This window comes from Variovorax sp. OV329, from assembly GCF_900114785.1.
Taxonomy (GTDB): Bacteria; Pseudomonadota; Gammaproteobacteria; order Burkholderiales; family Burkholderiaceae_C; genus Variovorax.
This window is the reverse complement of the sequence record NZ_FOUG01000001.1, coordinates 396,329-410,814: the sequence shown is the minus strand read 5'-3', so window position 1 is coordinate 410,814 and position 14,486 is coordinate 396,329. Positions and strand designations below refer to the sequence as shown.

General features: G+C 68.1%; 14 protein-coding genes and 1 pseudogene. 3 read left to right on the top strand and 12 right to left on the bottom strand.

Translation table 11 applies throughout. The annotated features are described in order from the left end of the window. Positions 1–3: 3 nt before the first annotated feature. The 12 genes and pseudogenes from BM345_RS01845 to dkgB all read right to left on the bottom strand — a co-directional run bounded on the left by BM345_RS01845 (position 4) and on the right by dkgB (position 10,320). Complete coding sequence (locus BM345_RS01845; RefSeq protein ID WP_093374901.1) at positions 4–834, bottom strand: alpha/beta fold hydrolase; 831 nt, start codon at positions 832–834, stop codon at positions 4–6. Continuing rightward, on the bottom strand, positions 831–1,610 hold the full coding sequence (locus BM345_RS01840; RefSeq protein ID WP_093374899.1) for a maleate cis-trans isomerase family protein: 780 nt from the start codon (positions 1,608–1,610) through the stop codon (positions 831–833). Before BM345_RS01840 ends, BM345_RS01845 begins: the two co-directional genes overlap by 4 nt. 16 nt (positions 1,611–1,626) lie before the next feature. Then, positions 1,627–2,865, bottom strand: coding sequence for an FAD-dependent monooxygenase (locus BM345_RS01835; protein WP_093374897.1), 1,239 nt, complete (start codon positions 2,863–2,865; stop codon positions 1,627–1,629). A 118-nt stretch (positions 2,866–2,983) separates the two neighbouring features. Further along, positions 2,984–3,754: an ABC transporter ATP-binding protein gene (locus tag BM345_RS01830; RefSeq protein WP_254789421.1), complete on the bottom strand. Its 771-nt coding sequence runs from the start codon at positions 3,752–3,754 to the stop codon at positions 2,984–2,986. Further along, positions 3,751–3,852, bottom strand: a complete 102-nt coding sequence (locus BM345_RS30825) for an ABC transporter ATP-binding protein C-terminal domain-containing protein (RefSeq protein ID WP_368086469.1) — start codon at positions 3,850–3,852, stop codon at positions 3,751–3,753. Before BM345_RS30825 ends, BM345_RS01830 begins: the two co-directional genes overlap by 4 nt. A gap of 192 nt (positions 3,853–4,044) precedes the next feature. Further along, positions 4,045–4,533: pseudogene (locus tag BM345_RS30820) on the bottom strand (ABC transporter ATP-binding protein); the annotation flags it as partial. A gap of 14 nt (positions 4,534–4,547) precedes the next feature. Continuing rightward, positions 4,548–5,531 carry a branched-chain amino acid ABC transporter permease gene (locus BM345_RS01820; RefSeq protein ID WP_093374893.1) on the bottom strand — a complete coding sequence of 328 codons (984 nt, stop codon included), beginning with the start codon at positions 5,529–5,531 and terminating at the stop codon, positions 4,548–4,550. Further along, positions 5,528–6,400, bottom strand: a complete 873-nt coding sequence (locus tag BM345_RS01815) for a branched-chain amino acid ABC transporter permease (protein WP_093374891.1) — start codon at positions 6,398–6,400, stop codon at positions 5,528–5,530. The genes BM345_RS01820 and BM345_RS01815 overlap by 4 nt, the downstream gene beginning before the upstream one ends. Before the next feature lie 19 nt (positions 6,401–6,419). Continuing rightward, on the bottom strand, positions 6,420–7,553 hold the full coding sequence (locus BM345_RS01810; protein WP_093374889.1) for an ABC transporter substrate-binding protein: 1,134 nt from the start codon (positions 7,551–7,553) through the stop codon (positions 6,420–6,422). Between the two features lie 290 nt (positions 7,554–7,843). After that, positions 7,844–8,320, bottom strand: a complete 477-nt coding sequence (locus BM345_RS01805) for an outer membrane protein assembly factor BamE (RefSeq protein WP_093374887.1) — start codon at positions 8,318–8,320, stop codon at positions 7,844–7,846. A gap of 75 nt (positions 8,321–8,395) precedes the next feature. Then, positions 8,396–9,397 (bottom strand): ABC transporter substrate-binding protein, encoded by a 1,002-nt coding sequence (locus BM345_RS01800; protein WP_093374885.1) that lies wholly within the window; start codon positions 9,395–9,397, stop codon positions 8,396–8,398. A 110-nt stretch (positions 9,398–9,507) separates the two neighbouring features. Further along, complete coding sequence (dkgB, locus tag BM345_RS01795) at positions 9,508–10,320, bottom strand: 2,5-didehydrogluconate reductase DkgB (RefSeq protein ID WP_093374883.1); 813 nt, start codon at positions 10,318–10,320, stop codon at positions 9,508–9,510. Between the two features lie 216 nt (positions 10,321–10,536). Between dkgB and BM345_RS01790 the strand changes: the two genes are divergently transcribed. From BM345_RS01790 to BM345_RS01780, 3 genes are read left to right on the top strand one after another with little or no spacing between them, the layout of a single operon-like run. Further along, positions 10,537–12,975 carry a sensor histidine kinase gene (locus BM345_RS01790; RefSeq protein WP_093374881.1) on the top strand — a complete coding sequence of 813 codons (2,439 nt, stop codon included), beginning with the start codon at positions 10,537–10,539 and terminating at the stop codon, positions 12,973–12,975. Beyond that, the gene (locus BM345_RS01785; RefSeq protein WP_093374879.1) at positions 12,972–13,361 is read left to right on the top strand and encodes a response regulator; all 390 of its coding nucleotides are present in this window, start codon (positions 12,972–12,974) and stop codon (positions 13,359–13,361) included. Before BM345_RS01790 ends, BM345_RS01785 begins: the two co-directional genes overlap by 4 nt. Beyond that, positions 13,358–14,482 carry a response regulator gene (locus BM345_RS01780; RefSeq protein WP_093374877.1) on the top strand — a complete coding sequence of 375 codons (1,125 nt, stop codon included), beginning with the start codon at positions 13,358–13,360 and terminating at the stop codon, positions 14,480–14,482. The genes BM345_RS01785 and BM345_RS01780 overlap by 4 nt, the downstream gene beginning before the upstream one ends. The last annotated feature ends 4 nt before the right edge of the window (positions 14,483–14,486 follow it).

Genomic DNA, 14,486 nt, shown 5'->3' with positions numbered 1-14,486 from the left:
CAATCAGTCCAGGGCCGCGCCGAGGAAGTCGCCGAAGGCGCCGTAGAAGCCTTCCTCGTTGTCCCAGGGAATCATGTGGCCGGCACCGGCCACGCGGTGCTCGCGCAGCCCGGGCACCAGGGTGCGGATCTCGGCCACCTCTTCCTCGCGGATCACGTCGCCGCGCTCGGCGCTCATCAGCATCAGCGGCACCGCGATGCGCGGCAGGTCCGCGTGGATGTCGTCGGTCTGGAAGGCCTCGAAGCTGGTGACGATGGCGCGCTCGTCGCAGGTGTGCAGCCACTGGGCGCGAAGGCGAAGCTGCGCCTCGGACCAGGTCGGGCAGAACTCGCGCATCTGGTCCACGCTGATGCCGTGCCGGGCCATGCGGATCGAGTCCACGTACCACGGCAGCTTGGCCGGATAGGCGCGGCGGCCGGGGCCGGACACGGGCGGGTCGACGGCGACCACGCGCGTGAGGCCAGCGGGCTGCTTCGAGGCAGCCCGGATCGAGATACGCCCGCCCATCGAATGGCCGACGAAGGCGTAGCGCTGCAGGCCCCGCGCGCCGACAAAGGCGTTGAGGTCGGCCGCCTGCGCGTCGAGGCTGTAGTCCAGCGTGTCCGAGGCTTCGCTCAGGCCGCGCCCGCGTCCGTCGAGCACATAAGTGTCGAAGTGACGCCCGAAGCGCTCGGCCACGAAGCCCCAGGTGACGGCCGGGCTGGTGATGCCCGGGACGATGACCACCGCATCGCGGCCGGCACGCGCGCCCTCGCTGCCGCCGTAGCGCAGGTAGTGCTGGCGGATGCCATTGGCATGCACCTGGCCGCCATAGAGGAAGGTGCTGCCGCTCATGCGCGCGCTCCCTTCTTCGAGTACGCGCCGGAGAGCAGCGCGCCGGCACCGGGCACGACCTGGTCCAGGCCCAGTGCGCCCAGCATCGCGTAGGTGGTGGCGACGGCCGCCGTCACCACGGGCTTGCCGGTGGCCGCCTCCACCTGCGCGATGGCCGGCAGCGAAGGCATCTGCACGCAGGCCGACAGCACGATGGCATCCACGTCGTCGGTCTTCATACCGGCGACGATGGCCGGCAGCTTCGCGGGGTCGTGGCGGCCGACTTCCAGGTTGTCGGGGATCTCCAGCGCGCGCCAGTCGGCCACCTCGAAGCCCTCATGCTCGATGTAGTCGATCACCAGCTTCGTGAGCGGCACCATGTAGGGCGCCACCAGCGCGATGCGCTTGACGCCCATCACCTTGAGCGCATCGACCAGCGCGCCCGCGCTGGTGACCACGGGCGCCTCGCCCGCGTTGCCGGCGGTGGCCGCGCCCAGGCGCGACTGCGACTGGCGGTGGTAGCCGCGCCCCATGGCCATGATGGCCACCAGGCAGGCGTAGCCCAGCACGTCGACACGGGCGTCGCTCAGCTCCAGCGCACAGCGGTCGGACTCGGCGTCCATGGCCGCCAGCTCCTCCTTGTTGACGTGCTTCATGCGCATGCGCGCCGAGTGGAAGGTGAAGCGCTCGGGCCGCACCTGCTCGCGCAGGCGCAGCATGGCGGGGATCTCGGTCTCCATCGTGGTGTTGGAGCTGGGCACGATCTGCCCGATGCGGAATTGGGTCTTGCTCGTCATCTGTGTGTTCCTTGCGTCAGGCGATGGCCGCTTCCGCGCTTTCGTCGAAGCGCTCGACGCAGGCGGTGGCGTCGTAGGAATAAACCCATTCGGCCTTGATGCCCACGGCATTGGGGTCCTTGGCCTGGGCCTTCTGGAATTCCTCGTCGCGCTTCTTCTGCTCGTCGGGCGTCGAGAGGTGGTAGGTGCGGCCGCGTTCGCGCGCCTCCAATTGCACGCGCGCGGTGCGCGGACGGCGCTCGGCCTCGTAGGCGAGCAGCGCGCTGTCCAGGTCGCCGCCGAAGTGCGACAGCGCCGCGGCCAGCACGTAGGCATCCTCGATGGCCATGGCCGCGCCCTGCGACAGGAATGGCAGCATCGGGTGCGCTGCATCGCCCAGCAGCGTCACGCGGCCTCGCGACCACTGAGCCATCGGGTCACGGTCGAACAGGCCCCACTTGAAGATCTGCTGCGCATCGGTCTTCTCGAACAGGCGCACGATGTTCTCGTGCCAGCCTTCGTAGGCGCCCAGCAGTTCATCGCGGGTGCTGGGCTCGGTCCACGATTCCGTGACCCACTCGGCGCTCTCGTTCACCGCGACGATGTTCACCGCCGCGCCGCCCTTGACGTAATAGGTGACGATGTGCGCCTTCGGGCCCATCCAGAAGGAAGCGTCCGGGCTCACGAAGGGAAGCGGGTGCTGCTCCACCGGCACCAGCGCGCGCCAGCACATGTGGCCCGTGTACTGCGAGGCCGTCTTGCCCCACAGGGTGTCGCGCACCGCCGAATGGATGCCGTCCGCGCCCACGATGAGGTCGGCCTCGAACTGCGTGCCATCGCTGAAGTGCGCCACGGCCTTGCCGCCGTCCTGGCTCACGCCGGTGCAGGCCACGTTGAAGCGCACGCGGTCGGCGGGAATGCCTTCGCACAGGATGGCGTGCAGGTCCGCACGGTGCACATGCCAGAAGTCGGCGCCGAAAAGGCGCGGGCACACCTCGCGCAGCGGCGTGCGGAACAGCTCGCGCGCGTTGTCCCAGTTGCGGCCCACCATGGCGTTGGGCAAAAAGCCGATGCGCGCCAGCGCATCGCCCAAGCCCAGCGCGCGCAGCACCTTGGCGGCGTTGGGCGTCATCTGCACGCCCGCGCCGATCTCGCCGAATCCGCCCGCGCGCTCGAATACGTGGGCGTCGATGCCGCGCAAGCGCAGCGCGCGCGCCAGGGCCACGCCGCCGATGCCACCACCGACGATGCCCACTCGCAATGTCTTCTTGCTCATGTCCTTGCTACTCCTTGATCTGATGGGTCGACGACCTGCCGACCCGTGTTGTTAATCGCTTGTTCAATTAATCTGCAGAGACAAAAAGAGGGTGCGCGCAGGCACCCTCCTCGTCGGGTCAGCCGCCCAGGTAGGCGCTGAGCAGTTCCGGATCGTTCAGAAGGCCGGCGGCATCGCGCTCGGCCACCACGCGGCCGGTCTCGTACACATAGGCACGGGTGGCCACCGACAGCGCGTTGTGCACGTTCTGCTCGACCAGGACCACGGTCACGCCGTGCGTGTTGATCTCGCGCACGAAGTCGAAGACCTCCTCGGCCATGCGCGGGCTCAGGCCCAGGCTGGGCTCGTCCAGCAGCAGCAGGCGCGGCTCGGACATGAGCGCGCGGCCGATGGCCAGCATCTGCTGCTCGCCGCCGCTGAGCGTGCCTGCGAGCTGCCTGTGCCGTTCCTTCAGGCGCGGGAAGCGCTCGTAGACCAGGGCCATGCGCCGCTCGATCTCCGCCTTGCCCTTGCACAGGTAGGCACCCATCGAGAGGTTCTCGTCCACCGTCATGGTCGGCCACACGTGCCGCTCCTCGGGCGACTGGGCAATGCCCTGCGCCACCACACGGTCGGCCGCCATGCCGCCGATGCTGCGGCCCTGGAAGACGATCTCGCCCCGCGTCGGCTTCAGCAGTCCGGAGATGGCCCGCAGCGTGGTGCTCTTGCCGGCGCCGTTGGCGCCGATGAGGGCCACCACCTCGCCGGGCATCACCCGCAGGTTCACGCCGTGCAGCGCCGCGGTCTTGCCGTAGCTCACATGCAGGTCGCGCAGTTCCAGCACCGGCGAGGTCGCCTCCGCATCGGCCAGGCTGCCGCCCGCCACATCACTTTTCAGGACCGCGCTCATGCCTTCTTTCCTCCGCCGCCGAGGTAGGCCTCGACCACCTTGCTGTCGGCCTGCACCTGGGCCGGCGTGCCCTCCGCCAGCTTCTGGCCGAAATGCATCACCACCACGCGGTCCGACACACCCATCACCAGACCCATGTTGTGCTCCACGATCAAGATCGAGCTGACCAGTTCGCCGCGCACCGACTTGAGGATCTCGCCGAATTGCCGCGCCTCCTGGCTGTTCAGGCCTGCGGCGGGCTCGTCGAGCATCAGGATCTCGGGCTTGGCCGCCAGCGCCAGCGCCACTTCCAGCAGGCGCAGCTCGCCGCAGGACAGCACCGAGGCCGAGGTGTCCATGCGGTTGGCCAGGCCCATGGTGCGCACGATGCGCTCAGCGCTTTCTCGCGCCGCCGCTTCGGTGGCACGCACCGCGCGGCCGGGGAAGAAGGTGCGCCAAAGGGGCTGGCGTGCCTCCATGTAGTGCCCGGTGAGCACGTTCTCGAACACCGTCAGCGACTTCAGGATGTTGGTCTTCTGGAAGCTGCGCACGATGCCCATGCGGGCCATTTGATGTGGCTTCCGCCCCGTCACGTCGCTGCCGCCGAATCGCACCTGCCCGGCGCTGGGCGTGTAGAAGCCGGTGATCAGGTTGAAGCAGGTGGTCTTGCCCGCGCCGTTGGGCCCGATCAGGCCGACGATCTCGCCGGGGTGCACGTCGAAGCTGATGTCCTTGACCGCGTGGATGCCGCCGAAGGACTTGCCCAGGCCGCGCACTTCCAATGCGCGCGGCACGTTCATCGCCAGTGTCGCGCTCATGCCGCCCTCCTCTCGGCCTTGTGGGCGACCTTGGGCGCTTGCGCCTTGCGCGCTTCGCGCCACTGCACGACGAAGCCCATCAGGCCGCGCGGCAGGAACAGCACGATGGCGATCACGGCCAGCCCGAAGATCGACAGGCGCAGCTCCTTCGCCTCGCGCAGGTACTCTTCCAGGAAGGTCACCAGCAGCGCGCCGATCAGCGGCCCCACCAGCGTGCCCTTGCCGCCGATGAGCACCATGATGATCATGCTCACCATGAAGGCGAAGCGGAACACCTCGGGCCCGACGAAGGAGATGTAGTGGGCGTAGAAGCCGCCCGCCATGCCCGAGAGCAGCGCGCCCAGCACCAGCGCCAGCATCGAGTAGCTCAGCGGCCGGATGCCGATGGACTGCGCGACGTAGCGGTTCTCGCGCACCGCCACCGCGGCGCGGCCGGCGTTGGAGTGCACAAAGCGGAAGCTCAGGTAGAGCGTGAGCGCCAGCAGCACCCACGCTACTGCGTAATAGAACTGCTTGGCGCCCAGGTTGCCTGCGTCCCCCAGCAGCGCCGGCTGAGGCACGCCGGCGATGCCCATGGGGCCGTTAGTCAAACCGATCCAGTTGTCGGCCACCAGGCGCAGCACCTCGGCGAAGGACAGCGTCACGATCACGAAGAACGGACCCTGCAGCCGCAGCGTGATGGCGCCGATGACCACGCCCACCAGCGCGGCCATGAGGCCGGCCACCGGAACGGTGGCCCACATCGGCCAGCCGTACTGCGTCGACAGGATGGCCGCCGCATAGGCGCCGGTGCCCAGGAAGGCGGTGTGGCCGAGCGAAAACTCGCCCACGTAGCCGACCACCAGGTTCAGGCTGCTGGCCAGCACTGCGTAGAACAGCACCATGATGGCGATGTGCAGCAGGTACTGGTCGCGCACCACCAGCGGCAGCAGCGCGGCCAGGGCCATCAGGGCCACAAGACAATGCTTCTCGAATTTCATGCGCGCTCCGCCCGCTTGGAAAAGAGGCCGTAGGGCCGGAACACCAGCGTGAGGATCACCAGCGCGAAGCCGATGATGTCCACCCAGCCGGTGGCCACGTAGCCGCCCCACAGGGCCTCGACCACGCCCAGCAGCAGCCCGCCGGCGATGGCGCCCGCGAAGCTGCCCATGCCGCCCAGGATCACCACCACGAAGGCCTTCATGCTCACGAGGCCGCCGACGGCCACCTGCGCCGAGTAGATGGAGCCCAGCAGCATGCCGGCCATGGACGCGATCACCGTGCCCATGGCGAAGGTGGCTGCGTACACGTTGGCGGTGCGCACGCCCACCAGTTGCGCGGCCATCGGGTCCTGGAAGGTGGCGCGCATGGCACGGCCCAGGCGGGTCTTGTGGATGACCAGCCAGGCGGCCAGGATCATCAGCGCGCACACCACCACCGCGAACACGCGCAGCTTGGTCAGCACCACGGTGCCGAGGAACATCGGGCCGGCGGAGATGGGGGCCTCCACCTTCAGCGGCGCGGTCCCCACCGCCAGCAGCGCGGTGTTGGCCAGGAAGATCGACAGGCCGATGGTCAGCAGGATGCCGGGCTCCTCGCCCTGGTGGCGGATGCGCTCGATCAGGAAGCGGTCGACCAGCCAGCCGAAGGCGCCCATGGCCACGGCCACGAGCACCAGGCCGCTGAAGAAGTCCAGGCCCAGGCGGGTGGTGGCCCACCAGCCCATCACGCCGCCGAGCATGTACAGCTCGCCGTGGGCGAAGTTCACCACGCGCATCAGGCCCAGGATCAGGGTCAGTCCCAGCGCCGAGAGCGCATAGAACGAACCCGTCACCAGCCCGTTGGCGAAGTACTGGAAAAGCAGTTCCATCGTGTCGGGTCCTCGCAGCTCAGGGCTTCTCGGTGGCCGACTGCGCGACCACGTTGGGCTCGCGGTTGCTGATCTGCACCAGCACCACGTCGAAGCCGTAGCCCTCGCCCTTGTCTGTGAAGCGGTAGCGGCCGTTGGGCGCCGCGTAATCGGTCTTGCGCAGGGCGTCGCGGATGGCCTCGGGCTCGGCCTTGCCGGCGCGCTGCACGGCGTCGAGCATGATGTTCATCGCGTTGTAGCCAGCCGCGCCGTACTTGCCGGGCTTCTCCTTGTAGGCCTTGGCGTATTGCTCGACGAAGGCCTTGTTGCGCTCGTTCGACAGGCTCGATGCGTAGGGCACCGCGGCGTAGATGCCTTCGGACGCGTCGCCGGTCAGGCCGATGAAGTCGGTGGTGGCCCAGGAGCCAACGCCGAATATCTTCGTCTTCAGGCCGAACTCCTTGAACTGCTTGACCAGGATGGAGCCGTCCTGCGTCTCGGCCGCCACGAACACGCCGTCGGCCTTGCTGGCGCGCAGCTTGGTTAGGAGCGTGTAGAAGTCGGTCGCGCCGTGGTCGAAGTACTCCTTCATCACGGTCTTCACGCCCAGGGCCTCCAGGTCCTTGGAGAAGTCCTCCACGCCGCCGCGGCCCCAGTCGTCGTTCACGCCGATGTAGGCCACGGTCTTGAGTTGCAGCTTGTCCGCCAGGATCTTGCTGAAGGTCTTGGACATGAGGCGGTCGGTCTCGGCCGAGCGGAAGAAGTACTGCATGCCCTTCTCCGTCAGGTCGGCCTTGGAAGAGACGCCGGTGACGAAGGGCACCTTGTACTTCTCCGCCACCGGCATCACGGCCGCGGTGGCCGAGCTGCAGAAGGCGCCCTGCAGGGCCACCACCTTGTCGCGCTGCACCAGCTTCTCGGCCGCGTTGACCGAGTTGGCGGGCCGGCACTGGCCGTCCTCGATCACCAGCTCGACCTTGCGGCCCAGCACGCCACCAGCGGCGTTGCGCTGCTCGACGGCCAGCTTGGCGCCGTTGACCGAGGCCAGGCCGTTGTAGGCGACCGAACCCGTGAGGGGCTCGATCACGCCGATCTTCACCGTCTCCTGCGCGCTCGCCAGTGCCGACACGGCGACCAGGCCCGTCAGGGACATCAGTTGGGACCACTTGTGCATTTCAAATTCTCCAGTTGCGACCAGACCATCCGGCACGTCGAAGACCCAGGTCTTCGCGTCACCGGCGCTAATAAATTAAACGATCAATTAATTTTTGATGGAAGAATAGACCCGACATATGGAAGTCGTGCTGGGGTTAACCCTCGAAATTAATTGAACACCTGATTAGCAAACTTGATGCCAGCCTGCATGCGGCCTGGCGGCCCTCCGGAGGCATGAAATCGGGCGGCGCGCGCACCAAGCGGAGGCTGGCCCCACCACTGTGGGCCGGCGTGCGGTGCGATTGAAGCTCAGGGCGCCTCCGTGCTCCGGTCTGGCGAGGACCCGCTGCGCACCACCTTCAACTGCCCCGCATCCAGCACCGCCGTGAACACCATCGGCGAGTTCGGCGGCTGCACCCAGCGCCATTCCCACTCCACCTCGTTCTTCAAGGGAAAGGGCTTGCGGCTGGCCGGCTTGCCCAGCACCTTGCGCAGGTCCTCGACGGGCATGCCTGGCTGCACCTTCGCAAAATTCTCAGGCGTCAGGACCTGGCGCAGCGCGGCCATCTTGCCGTCCGGCCCGATGGTGACCATGTAGTTCTTCTGGCCCGCGGGCTGGCGGTTGTACTCGAACACCCGGCCCTGCGGCGATTCCCACACCGCCTCGGGCTCGCCGAACTGCTTGCGCACGTCGGCCTCGGTCGAGACGCCCTCCTCCAGCTTGTCGATGCGCTGCGGGTCGCAGCCCAGAATCGACAGCACGCTGCCCAGCAAGCCAGCCGCCATGAGGCACCTCCTCCACGCGAATGATGATCGGGTCATGCGCCCATCATTCCACAGGCCGCAACCGCGCCCGGCGGCTCACTGGATGACCCTGTCCGCCCGGTTGAGCACCGTGCGCGGGATGGTGAAGCCCAGGCGCTTGGCAGTCTTGAGGTTGATGATCAGTTCGAACTTGGTCGGCTGCTCGATCGGCAGGTCGCTCGGCCGCGCGCCCTTGAGGATGCGGTCCACGTAGCGCGCGCCGTCCTTGCCTTCGGTGTTGTAGCCCGGGCCGTAGGCCATCAGGCAGCCGTTCTCGGCGTAGTCGGCACGGGCGCAGATGGAAGGCAGCCTGTTCTCGATGGCCAGTTCGGCGATCAGCTTCTGGTTCGAATTGGCCACCGGGTTGAGCGTGATCCACACCGCGGTGCTCTTCGCCTTGATCGCGTCCCTGAACGCCATGTCGTAGTCATCGGGGCTGCTGGCCGTCATCGAATGCAGTTGCAGGCCCAGTTTGCGCGCCGGCTCCTGGCTGGCCTCCCACTGCGGGATGGAGCCTGGGGCCTTCGGGTCCCACAGCACGGCCACGTGGACCAGCTTGGGCACCACTTCCCTGAGCAGCTCCAGCCGCTTGCCAGTGAGAACGGCCGCCACGTTGGTGATGCCGGTGGCATTGCCGCCCGGCCGCGCCAGGCTCTCGGCCACGCCGGCGCTGATGGGATCGGTGACGCCCATGAACACGATGGGCACGGTAGACGTGGCCTTCTTCGCCGCCACCGCGGCGTTGCTGGTCACCGCCACCAGGAGGTCGATGTCCATGGCCAGCAGTTCGGCCGCATGCGCGCCCAACCGGCCCAGGTCCTGGCTCTCGTGGCGGTACTCGATGTGGATGTTCTGCCCTTCCACGTAGCCCAGGTCGCGCAGGCCCTGCTTGAAGGCCTCGAGCCGCGGCGCGTCGGCGGTGGCCGAGACGGCCGCGAGATAGCCCAGGCGCGGCACCTTTCCCTTGGCGATGGACTGCGCCTGCGCGACGCCGCCCATCGCGGCAAGCAGCAACGCTGCCAGCGCGAGGAACAGGCGGGGGATCTGGGCGCGGCGCATGGCGATCGGGCGAGTCTGGAGGCCGTCGGGGTAACCCGAAATTCTGCGCCCGCCAGCTCGGCTTGCCACTTCCGCATCCGGCCAGGAAACCCGGCCGATCGACCTAGGGACTAGTCCCAGCGCGGCGCCAGGCCTTCGGGATTCACCAGGCGTTCCCCGCGGTCCAGCGCGTCGATCCGGGCCATGTCCTCGGGCTGCAGCTTCAGCTGGGTGGCCGCCAGGTTGGACTGCAAATTGGCGCGCTTTGTCGACGAGGGGATCACTGCAAGACCCTTCTGCATCGCCCAGGCCAGCGTGACCTGCGCCGGCGTGGCCCCGGTCTGGGCGGCGATGGCCTGGATCACCGGCTCCTGCAGCGCCTTGCCGTAGCCCAGCGTCATGTACGAGGTGGTGTGGATGCCCTGTGCGGACGTGAACTCGACCACCTTGCGGTTCTGCAGCGAGGGATGCAGCTCGATCTGGTGGCTGGCGATGCGCTGCGCACCCACGGCGGCGATGGCCTCCTGCAGCAGCGCGATGTTGAAGTTGGACACGCCGATGAGCCGGGTCAGGCCTTCGTCCTGCGCCGCTGCCAAAGCGCCCATGAATTCGGCCACCGGCACCGCGCCGCCGGGCGAGGGCCAATGAATCAGCGTCAGGTCGACTTGCCCGGTGCGCAGCTTGGACAGGCTGGTCTTCAGGCTCGCAGCCAGCTTGTCAGCCGCCAGGTTCTCGGTCCAGATCTTGGTCGTGACGAAGAGTTTGTCGCGCGGCACGCCGCTCTCGGCGATGGCCTGGCCGACCTCGGCCTCGTTGCCGTAGATCTGCGCGGTGTCGACGAGGCGGTAGCCCAACTCCAGCGCGGTCTTCACGGAGTCGATGACGGTCTGGCCCTTCAGGCGGAAGGAGCCCAGGCCGAAGGCGGGAATGTTGGCGTTGTTCATGTTTTGCAGAGTGAATTCGGTGACAGCCCGCCAGTCTGAACCTTCGGCGGGCTTGGAAAAAGCGGGCACCCGGCACAGGATCTTTGAGTTGGACTCATCAATTTCGAGGAAGGGCACCCCCTCTTCCAATGGCCTAGTCCCCCTTGCCCGCACCCCACCAATGGCCAGGGACGGCGCCCTTCCCATCGCCCGGCCGGCGCGGTCCAATGGAGGACCATGAAGGCCCCGGACTCGTCGCCCGCATCGCTGACGGGCGAACTCGCGCCTTCCCGGGACTCCAGAAGCGTCCACCGCGGGCGCTTGTTTCGCAAGTACCTGCTGCTCATCCTGTCGCTGGTGACCACGGTGCTGCTGGCCTCCAGCGCCATCAGCCTGTACTTCGCCTACCAGGAGAACAAGGAGGCGCTCGCCAGCCTGCAGCACGAGAAGGCGGTGGGCGCGGCCTCGCGCATCGAGCAGTACGTGCTGCAGCTGTCGCAGCAGCTGACCTACGGCTCGCTCGCGCAGATCGATGCGCCCGACCTGGAGGCGCAGCGCACCGAGTTCTGGCGCCTCTTGCGCCAGGCACCGGAAGTGACCGACATCGCGCAGCTCGACCACCGGGGGCGCGAGGAGATCGCCGTGTCCCGCCTGGGCCTGGACGTGATGGGCTCGAACACGGACCGCTCCGGCGAGCCCGCTTTCCGCAACGCCACCGCGGACGCCACCTGGTATGGCCCGGTCTACTTCAACCGCGACACCGAGCCCTACATGACCGTGTCCATCCGCGGCATGGGCGACAACGCGCCGGTGACGGTGGCCGAGCTCAACCTGAAGTTCATCTGGGACGTGGTCTCGCGCATCCGCATCGGCCAGAAGGGCAAGGCCTACGTGCTGGACAGCAACGGCCTGCTGGTGGCCGACCCCGACATCGGGCTGGTGCTGCGCAAGACCAGCTTCGCCAGCCTGCCGCATGTGCAGGCCGCCGCGGCGGCCGAGGCGCTGGACGAGCAGGCCATGGTCTCGCGCGACCTGCAGGGCAACACGGTGCTCACCTCCATGGTGCCGATCAAGCCGCTGGGCTGGAAGGTGTTCGTGCAGCAGCCCATCGGCGAGGTGTACGCCAAGCTCAATGCCTCCTTCATCCGCGCCGCCATCCTGCTGCTGGCGGGCCTGGCGATCTCGGCCATCGCAGCCTCGGTGCTGGCTCGAAACATGGTGCAACCCATCCGCACGCTGGCGCGCGGCGCGCAACGCATCGGCCGCGGCGAGCTGAGCCAGAAAATCGTGGTGGACACCGACGACGAGCTCGAGGACCTGGCCGACCAGTTCAACAGCATGTCGGCGCAGCTGCGCGCCTCCTACGGCGAGCTGGAGCGCAAGGTGGAGCTGCGCACGGCCGAGCTGCGCGCCGCGCTCGAATTCCAGACTGCCACCGCCGATACCCTGCGGGTGCTCAGCCGTTCGCCCACCAATCTCCAGCCGGTGTTGCAGGCGGCGGCCGAGCGCTCTGTGCGCCTGTGCCGTGCGCACGGCAGCCGCGTGTGGCTGCCCACCGGCGACGGCCAGCTGCGCGCCATGACGGGTTTCCAGCTCGAGGGCCACATCGCCCTGGGCAACGACGAGGAGCTGCCGCAGAGCAGCGAGTCGGTGGTGGGCCGCGCCTTCGTCGAGCGCCGCACGGTGCATGTGGACGACGTGAGGCATCTGCTGGACTCAGCCTACCCTGCCTCGCGCCCCGGACAGTCGCGGCTGGGTTTTCGCACGATCCTGGCGGTGCCCATGGTGCGCGAGGGCGCGTCGGTGGGCGTGATCACCGTGCTTCGCAAGGACGTGCAGCCCTTCTCCGCCGCCGAGGTGCGGCTGGTCGAGACCTTCGCCGACCAGGCGGTGATAGCCATCCTCAACGCCCGCATGTTCCAGGAGATCGAGGACAAGAGCCGCCAGCTGGAGGTGGCCAACCACCACAAGTCGGAGTTCCTGGCCAACATGTCGCACGAGCTGCGCACGCCGCTCAACGCCATCATCGGCTTCTCGGAGGTGCTCACCGAGCAGATGTTCGGCCCGGTCAATGCCAAGCAGATGGAGTACCTGCGCGACATCCATTCATCGGGCCAGCACCTGCTCACGCTCATCAACGACGTGCTCGACCTGTCCAAGATCGAGGCCGGCCGCATGGAGCTGGACCTGAGCTGCTTCGACCTCGGCCTGATGCTGGACAACGCGATGATGCTGGTGCGCGAGCGCGCGCAGCGCCATGGCCTGTCGATCTCGCTGGAAGTGGGCGAAGGGCTGGAAGACTGGGTGGCCGACGCGCGCAAGCTCAAGCAGGTGGTGGTCAACCTGCTGTCCAACGCCGTGAAGTTCACGCCGGCAGGCGGCAGCGTGCGGCTGGTGGCCCGCCGCGTCGACCGGGATGGCCAGGCACAGGCCGAGCTGAGCGTGATCGACAACGGCGTGGGCATCGCCCCCGAAGACCAGGCCCTGGTGTTCGAGGAATTCCGCCAGGCCGGCGGCGACTACCTGCGCAAGTCGGAGGGCACCGGCCTGGGCCTGACGCTGTCCAAGCGCTTTGTCGAGCTGCACGGCGGCACGCTGGGCGTGCAGAGCCGGCTGGGCGAAGGGTCCGCCTTCACCATCGTGCTGCCGCGGCTCAAGCAGGAGGTACTCGCATGACGACATCAGGCAAGACCGTGCTGATCGTGGAGGACAACGAGAAGAACATGAAGCTCGCCCGCGACGTGCTGCAGCACCAGGGCCATGCCACCCTGGAGGCGCGCACCGGCGAGGAAGGCCTGCAGCTGGCCGTCGAGAATCGGCCGGACCTGATCCTGCTGGACATCCAGCTGCCGGGCATGGACGGCATCGCCCTCTTGCAGCGCCTGCGCGAGCATCGCTCGCTGGACGCGGTGCCGGTGCTGGCGGTGTCGGCGTCGGTGATGCCCGAGGACCGCACGCACATCGTGAGTTCCGGCTTCGACGCCTACATGACCAAGCCGATCTCCCTCAAGCCCTTCCTGGCCGAGGTGGAGCGGCTCCTGAAGGAAGGACGCGCACCATGAGCGACGGACACATCCTCGTGGTGGACGACGTGCCCAAGAACGTGCGCCTGCTGGCGGACCTGCTGGGCGTGCACGGCTACCGCACCAGCACCGCGGCCTCGGGGGCGGAGGCCCTGGCCTGCATCGCCAGCGAGCGGCCCGACCTGGTGCTGCTGGACGTGATGATGCCGGGCATGGACGGCTACGAAGTCTGCCGCGCCATCCGCGCCGACCCCGAATGCGCCGTGCTGCCGGTGGTGCTGGTGACGGCGCTGGACCCGGACCAGGAGCGCATCAAGGGCCTGGAGGCCGGCGCCGACGACTTCCTGGCCAAGCCCATCCACCAGGCCGAGCTGATGGCGCGGGTGCGCTCGCTGCTGCGGGTGAAGGCGCTGTACGACGAGGTGCAGCGCCAGCGCGCCGAGTTGCAGGCCTGGAACAGCACGCTGGAGCAGCGCGTCGCCGAGAGCGTGCAGCAGCTGGAGCGCGTAGGCCAGCTCAAGCGCTTCTTCTCGCCGCAGCTGGCCGAGGCCATCCTGGCCGGCGGCGCGCAGGACCCGCTCAAAAGCCACCGGCGCGAGATCACGGTCGTGTTCCTGGACCTGCGCGGCTTCACTTCCTTCACCGAGACCGCCGACCCGGAAGAAGTGATGGGCGTGCTGGCCCAGTACCACGCGGCCATGGGCGAGCTGGTGCTGCAGCACGAAGGCACGCTGGAGCGCTTCTCGGGCGACGGGATGATGATCTTCTTCAACGACCCGCAGCCGGTGCCCGACGCGCCCGCGCGCGCCCTGCGCATGGCGCTGCAGATGCAGGCGTGCATGACCAGCGTCAGCGGCCAGTGGCGGCGCCGCGGCTACGACCTGGCCATGGGCATCGGCATCGCGCAGGGCTTCGCCACGCTGGGCGGCATCGGCTTTGCGGGGCGCATCGACTACGGCGCCATCGGCACCGTCACCAACCTGGCCGCGCGCCTGTGCGGCGAGGCCGCGGGCGGCGAGATCCTGGTGTCGCAGCGGGTGCGCGCCGCACTGCAGGACATGAGCGAAGAAGCCCCCTGGGGCCTCGAGAACGTGGGCGACCTCGCGCTCAAGGGATTCGCGCGGCCGGTGCCGGCCTGGCGCGCTACGCCCTTGCCCTAGCGCC

Bases quoted from the DNA above. Each gene is read 5' to 3' on its own strand.
- BM345_RS01845 (WP_093374901.1), bottom strand. From the start codon at position 834: ATGAGCGGCAGCACCTTCCTCTATGGCGGCCAGGTGCATGCCAATGGC.
- BM345_RS01840 (WP_093374899.1), bottom strand. From the start codon at position 1,610: ATGACGAGCAAGACCCAATTCCGCATCGGGCAGATCGTGCCCAGCTCC.
- BM345_RS01835 (WP_093374897.1), bottom strand. From the start codon at position 2,865: ATGAGCAAGAAGACATTGCGAGTGGGCATCGTCGGTGGTGGCATCGGC.
- BM345_RS01830 (WP_254789421.1), bottom strand. From the start codon at position 3,754: ATGAGCGCGGTCCTGAAAAGTGATGTGGCGGGCGGCAGCCTGGCCGAT.
- BM345_RS30825 (WP_368086469.1), bottom strand. From the start codon at position 3,852: ATGCATTTCGGCCAGAAGCTGGCGGAGGGCACGCCGGCCCAGGTGCAG.
- BM345_RS01820 (WP_093374893.1), bottom strand. From the start codon at position 5,531: ATGAAATTCGAGAAGCATTGTCTTGTGGCCCTGATGGCCCTGGCCGCG.
- BM345_RS01815 (WP_093374891.1), bottom strand. From the start codon at position 6,400: ATGGAACTGCTTTTCCAGTACTTCGCCAACGGGCTGGTGACGGGTTCG.
- BM345_RS01810 (WP_093374889.1), bottom strand. From the start codon at position 7,553: ATGCACAAGTGGTCCCAACTGATGTCCCTGACGGGCCTGGTCGCCGTG.
- BM345_RS01805 (WP_093374887.1), bottom strand. From the start codon at position 8,320: ATGGCGGCTGGCTTGCTGGGCAGCGTGCTGTCGATTCTGGGCTGCGAC.
- BM345_RS01800 (WP_093374885.1), bottom strand. From the start codon at position 9,397: ATGCGCCGCGCCCAGATCCCCCGCCTGTTCCTCGCGCTGGCAGCGTTG.
- dkgB (WP_093374883.1), bottom strand. From the start codon at position 10,320: ATGAACAACGCCAACATTCCCGCCTTCGGCCTGGGCTCCTTCCGCCTG.
- BM345_RS01790 (WP_093374881.1), top strand. From the start codon at position 10,537: ATGAAGGCCCCGGACTCGTCGCCCGCATCGCTGACGGGCGAACTCGCG.
- BM345_RS01785 (WP_093374879.1), top strand. From the start codon at position 12,972: ATGACGACATCAGGCAAGACCGTGCTGATCGTGGAGGACAACGAGAAG.
- BM345_RS01780 (WP_093374877.1), top strand. From the start codon at position 13,358: ATGAGCGACGGACACATCCTCGTGGTGGACGACGTGCCCAAGAACGTG.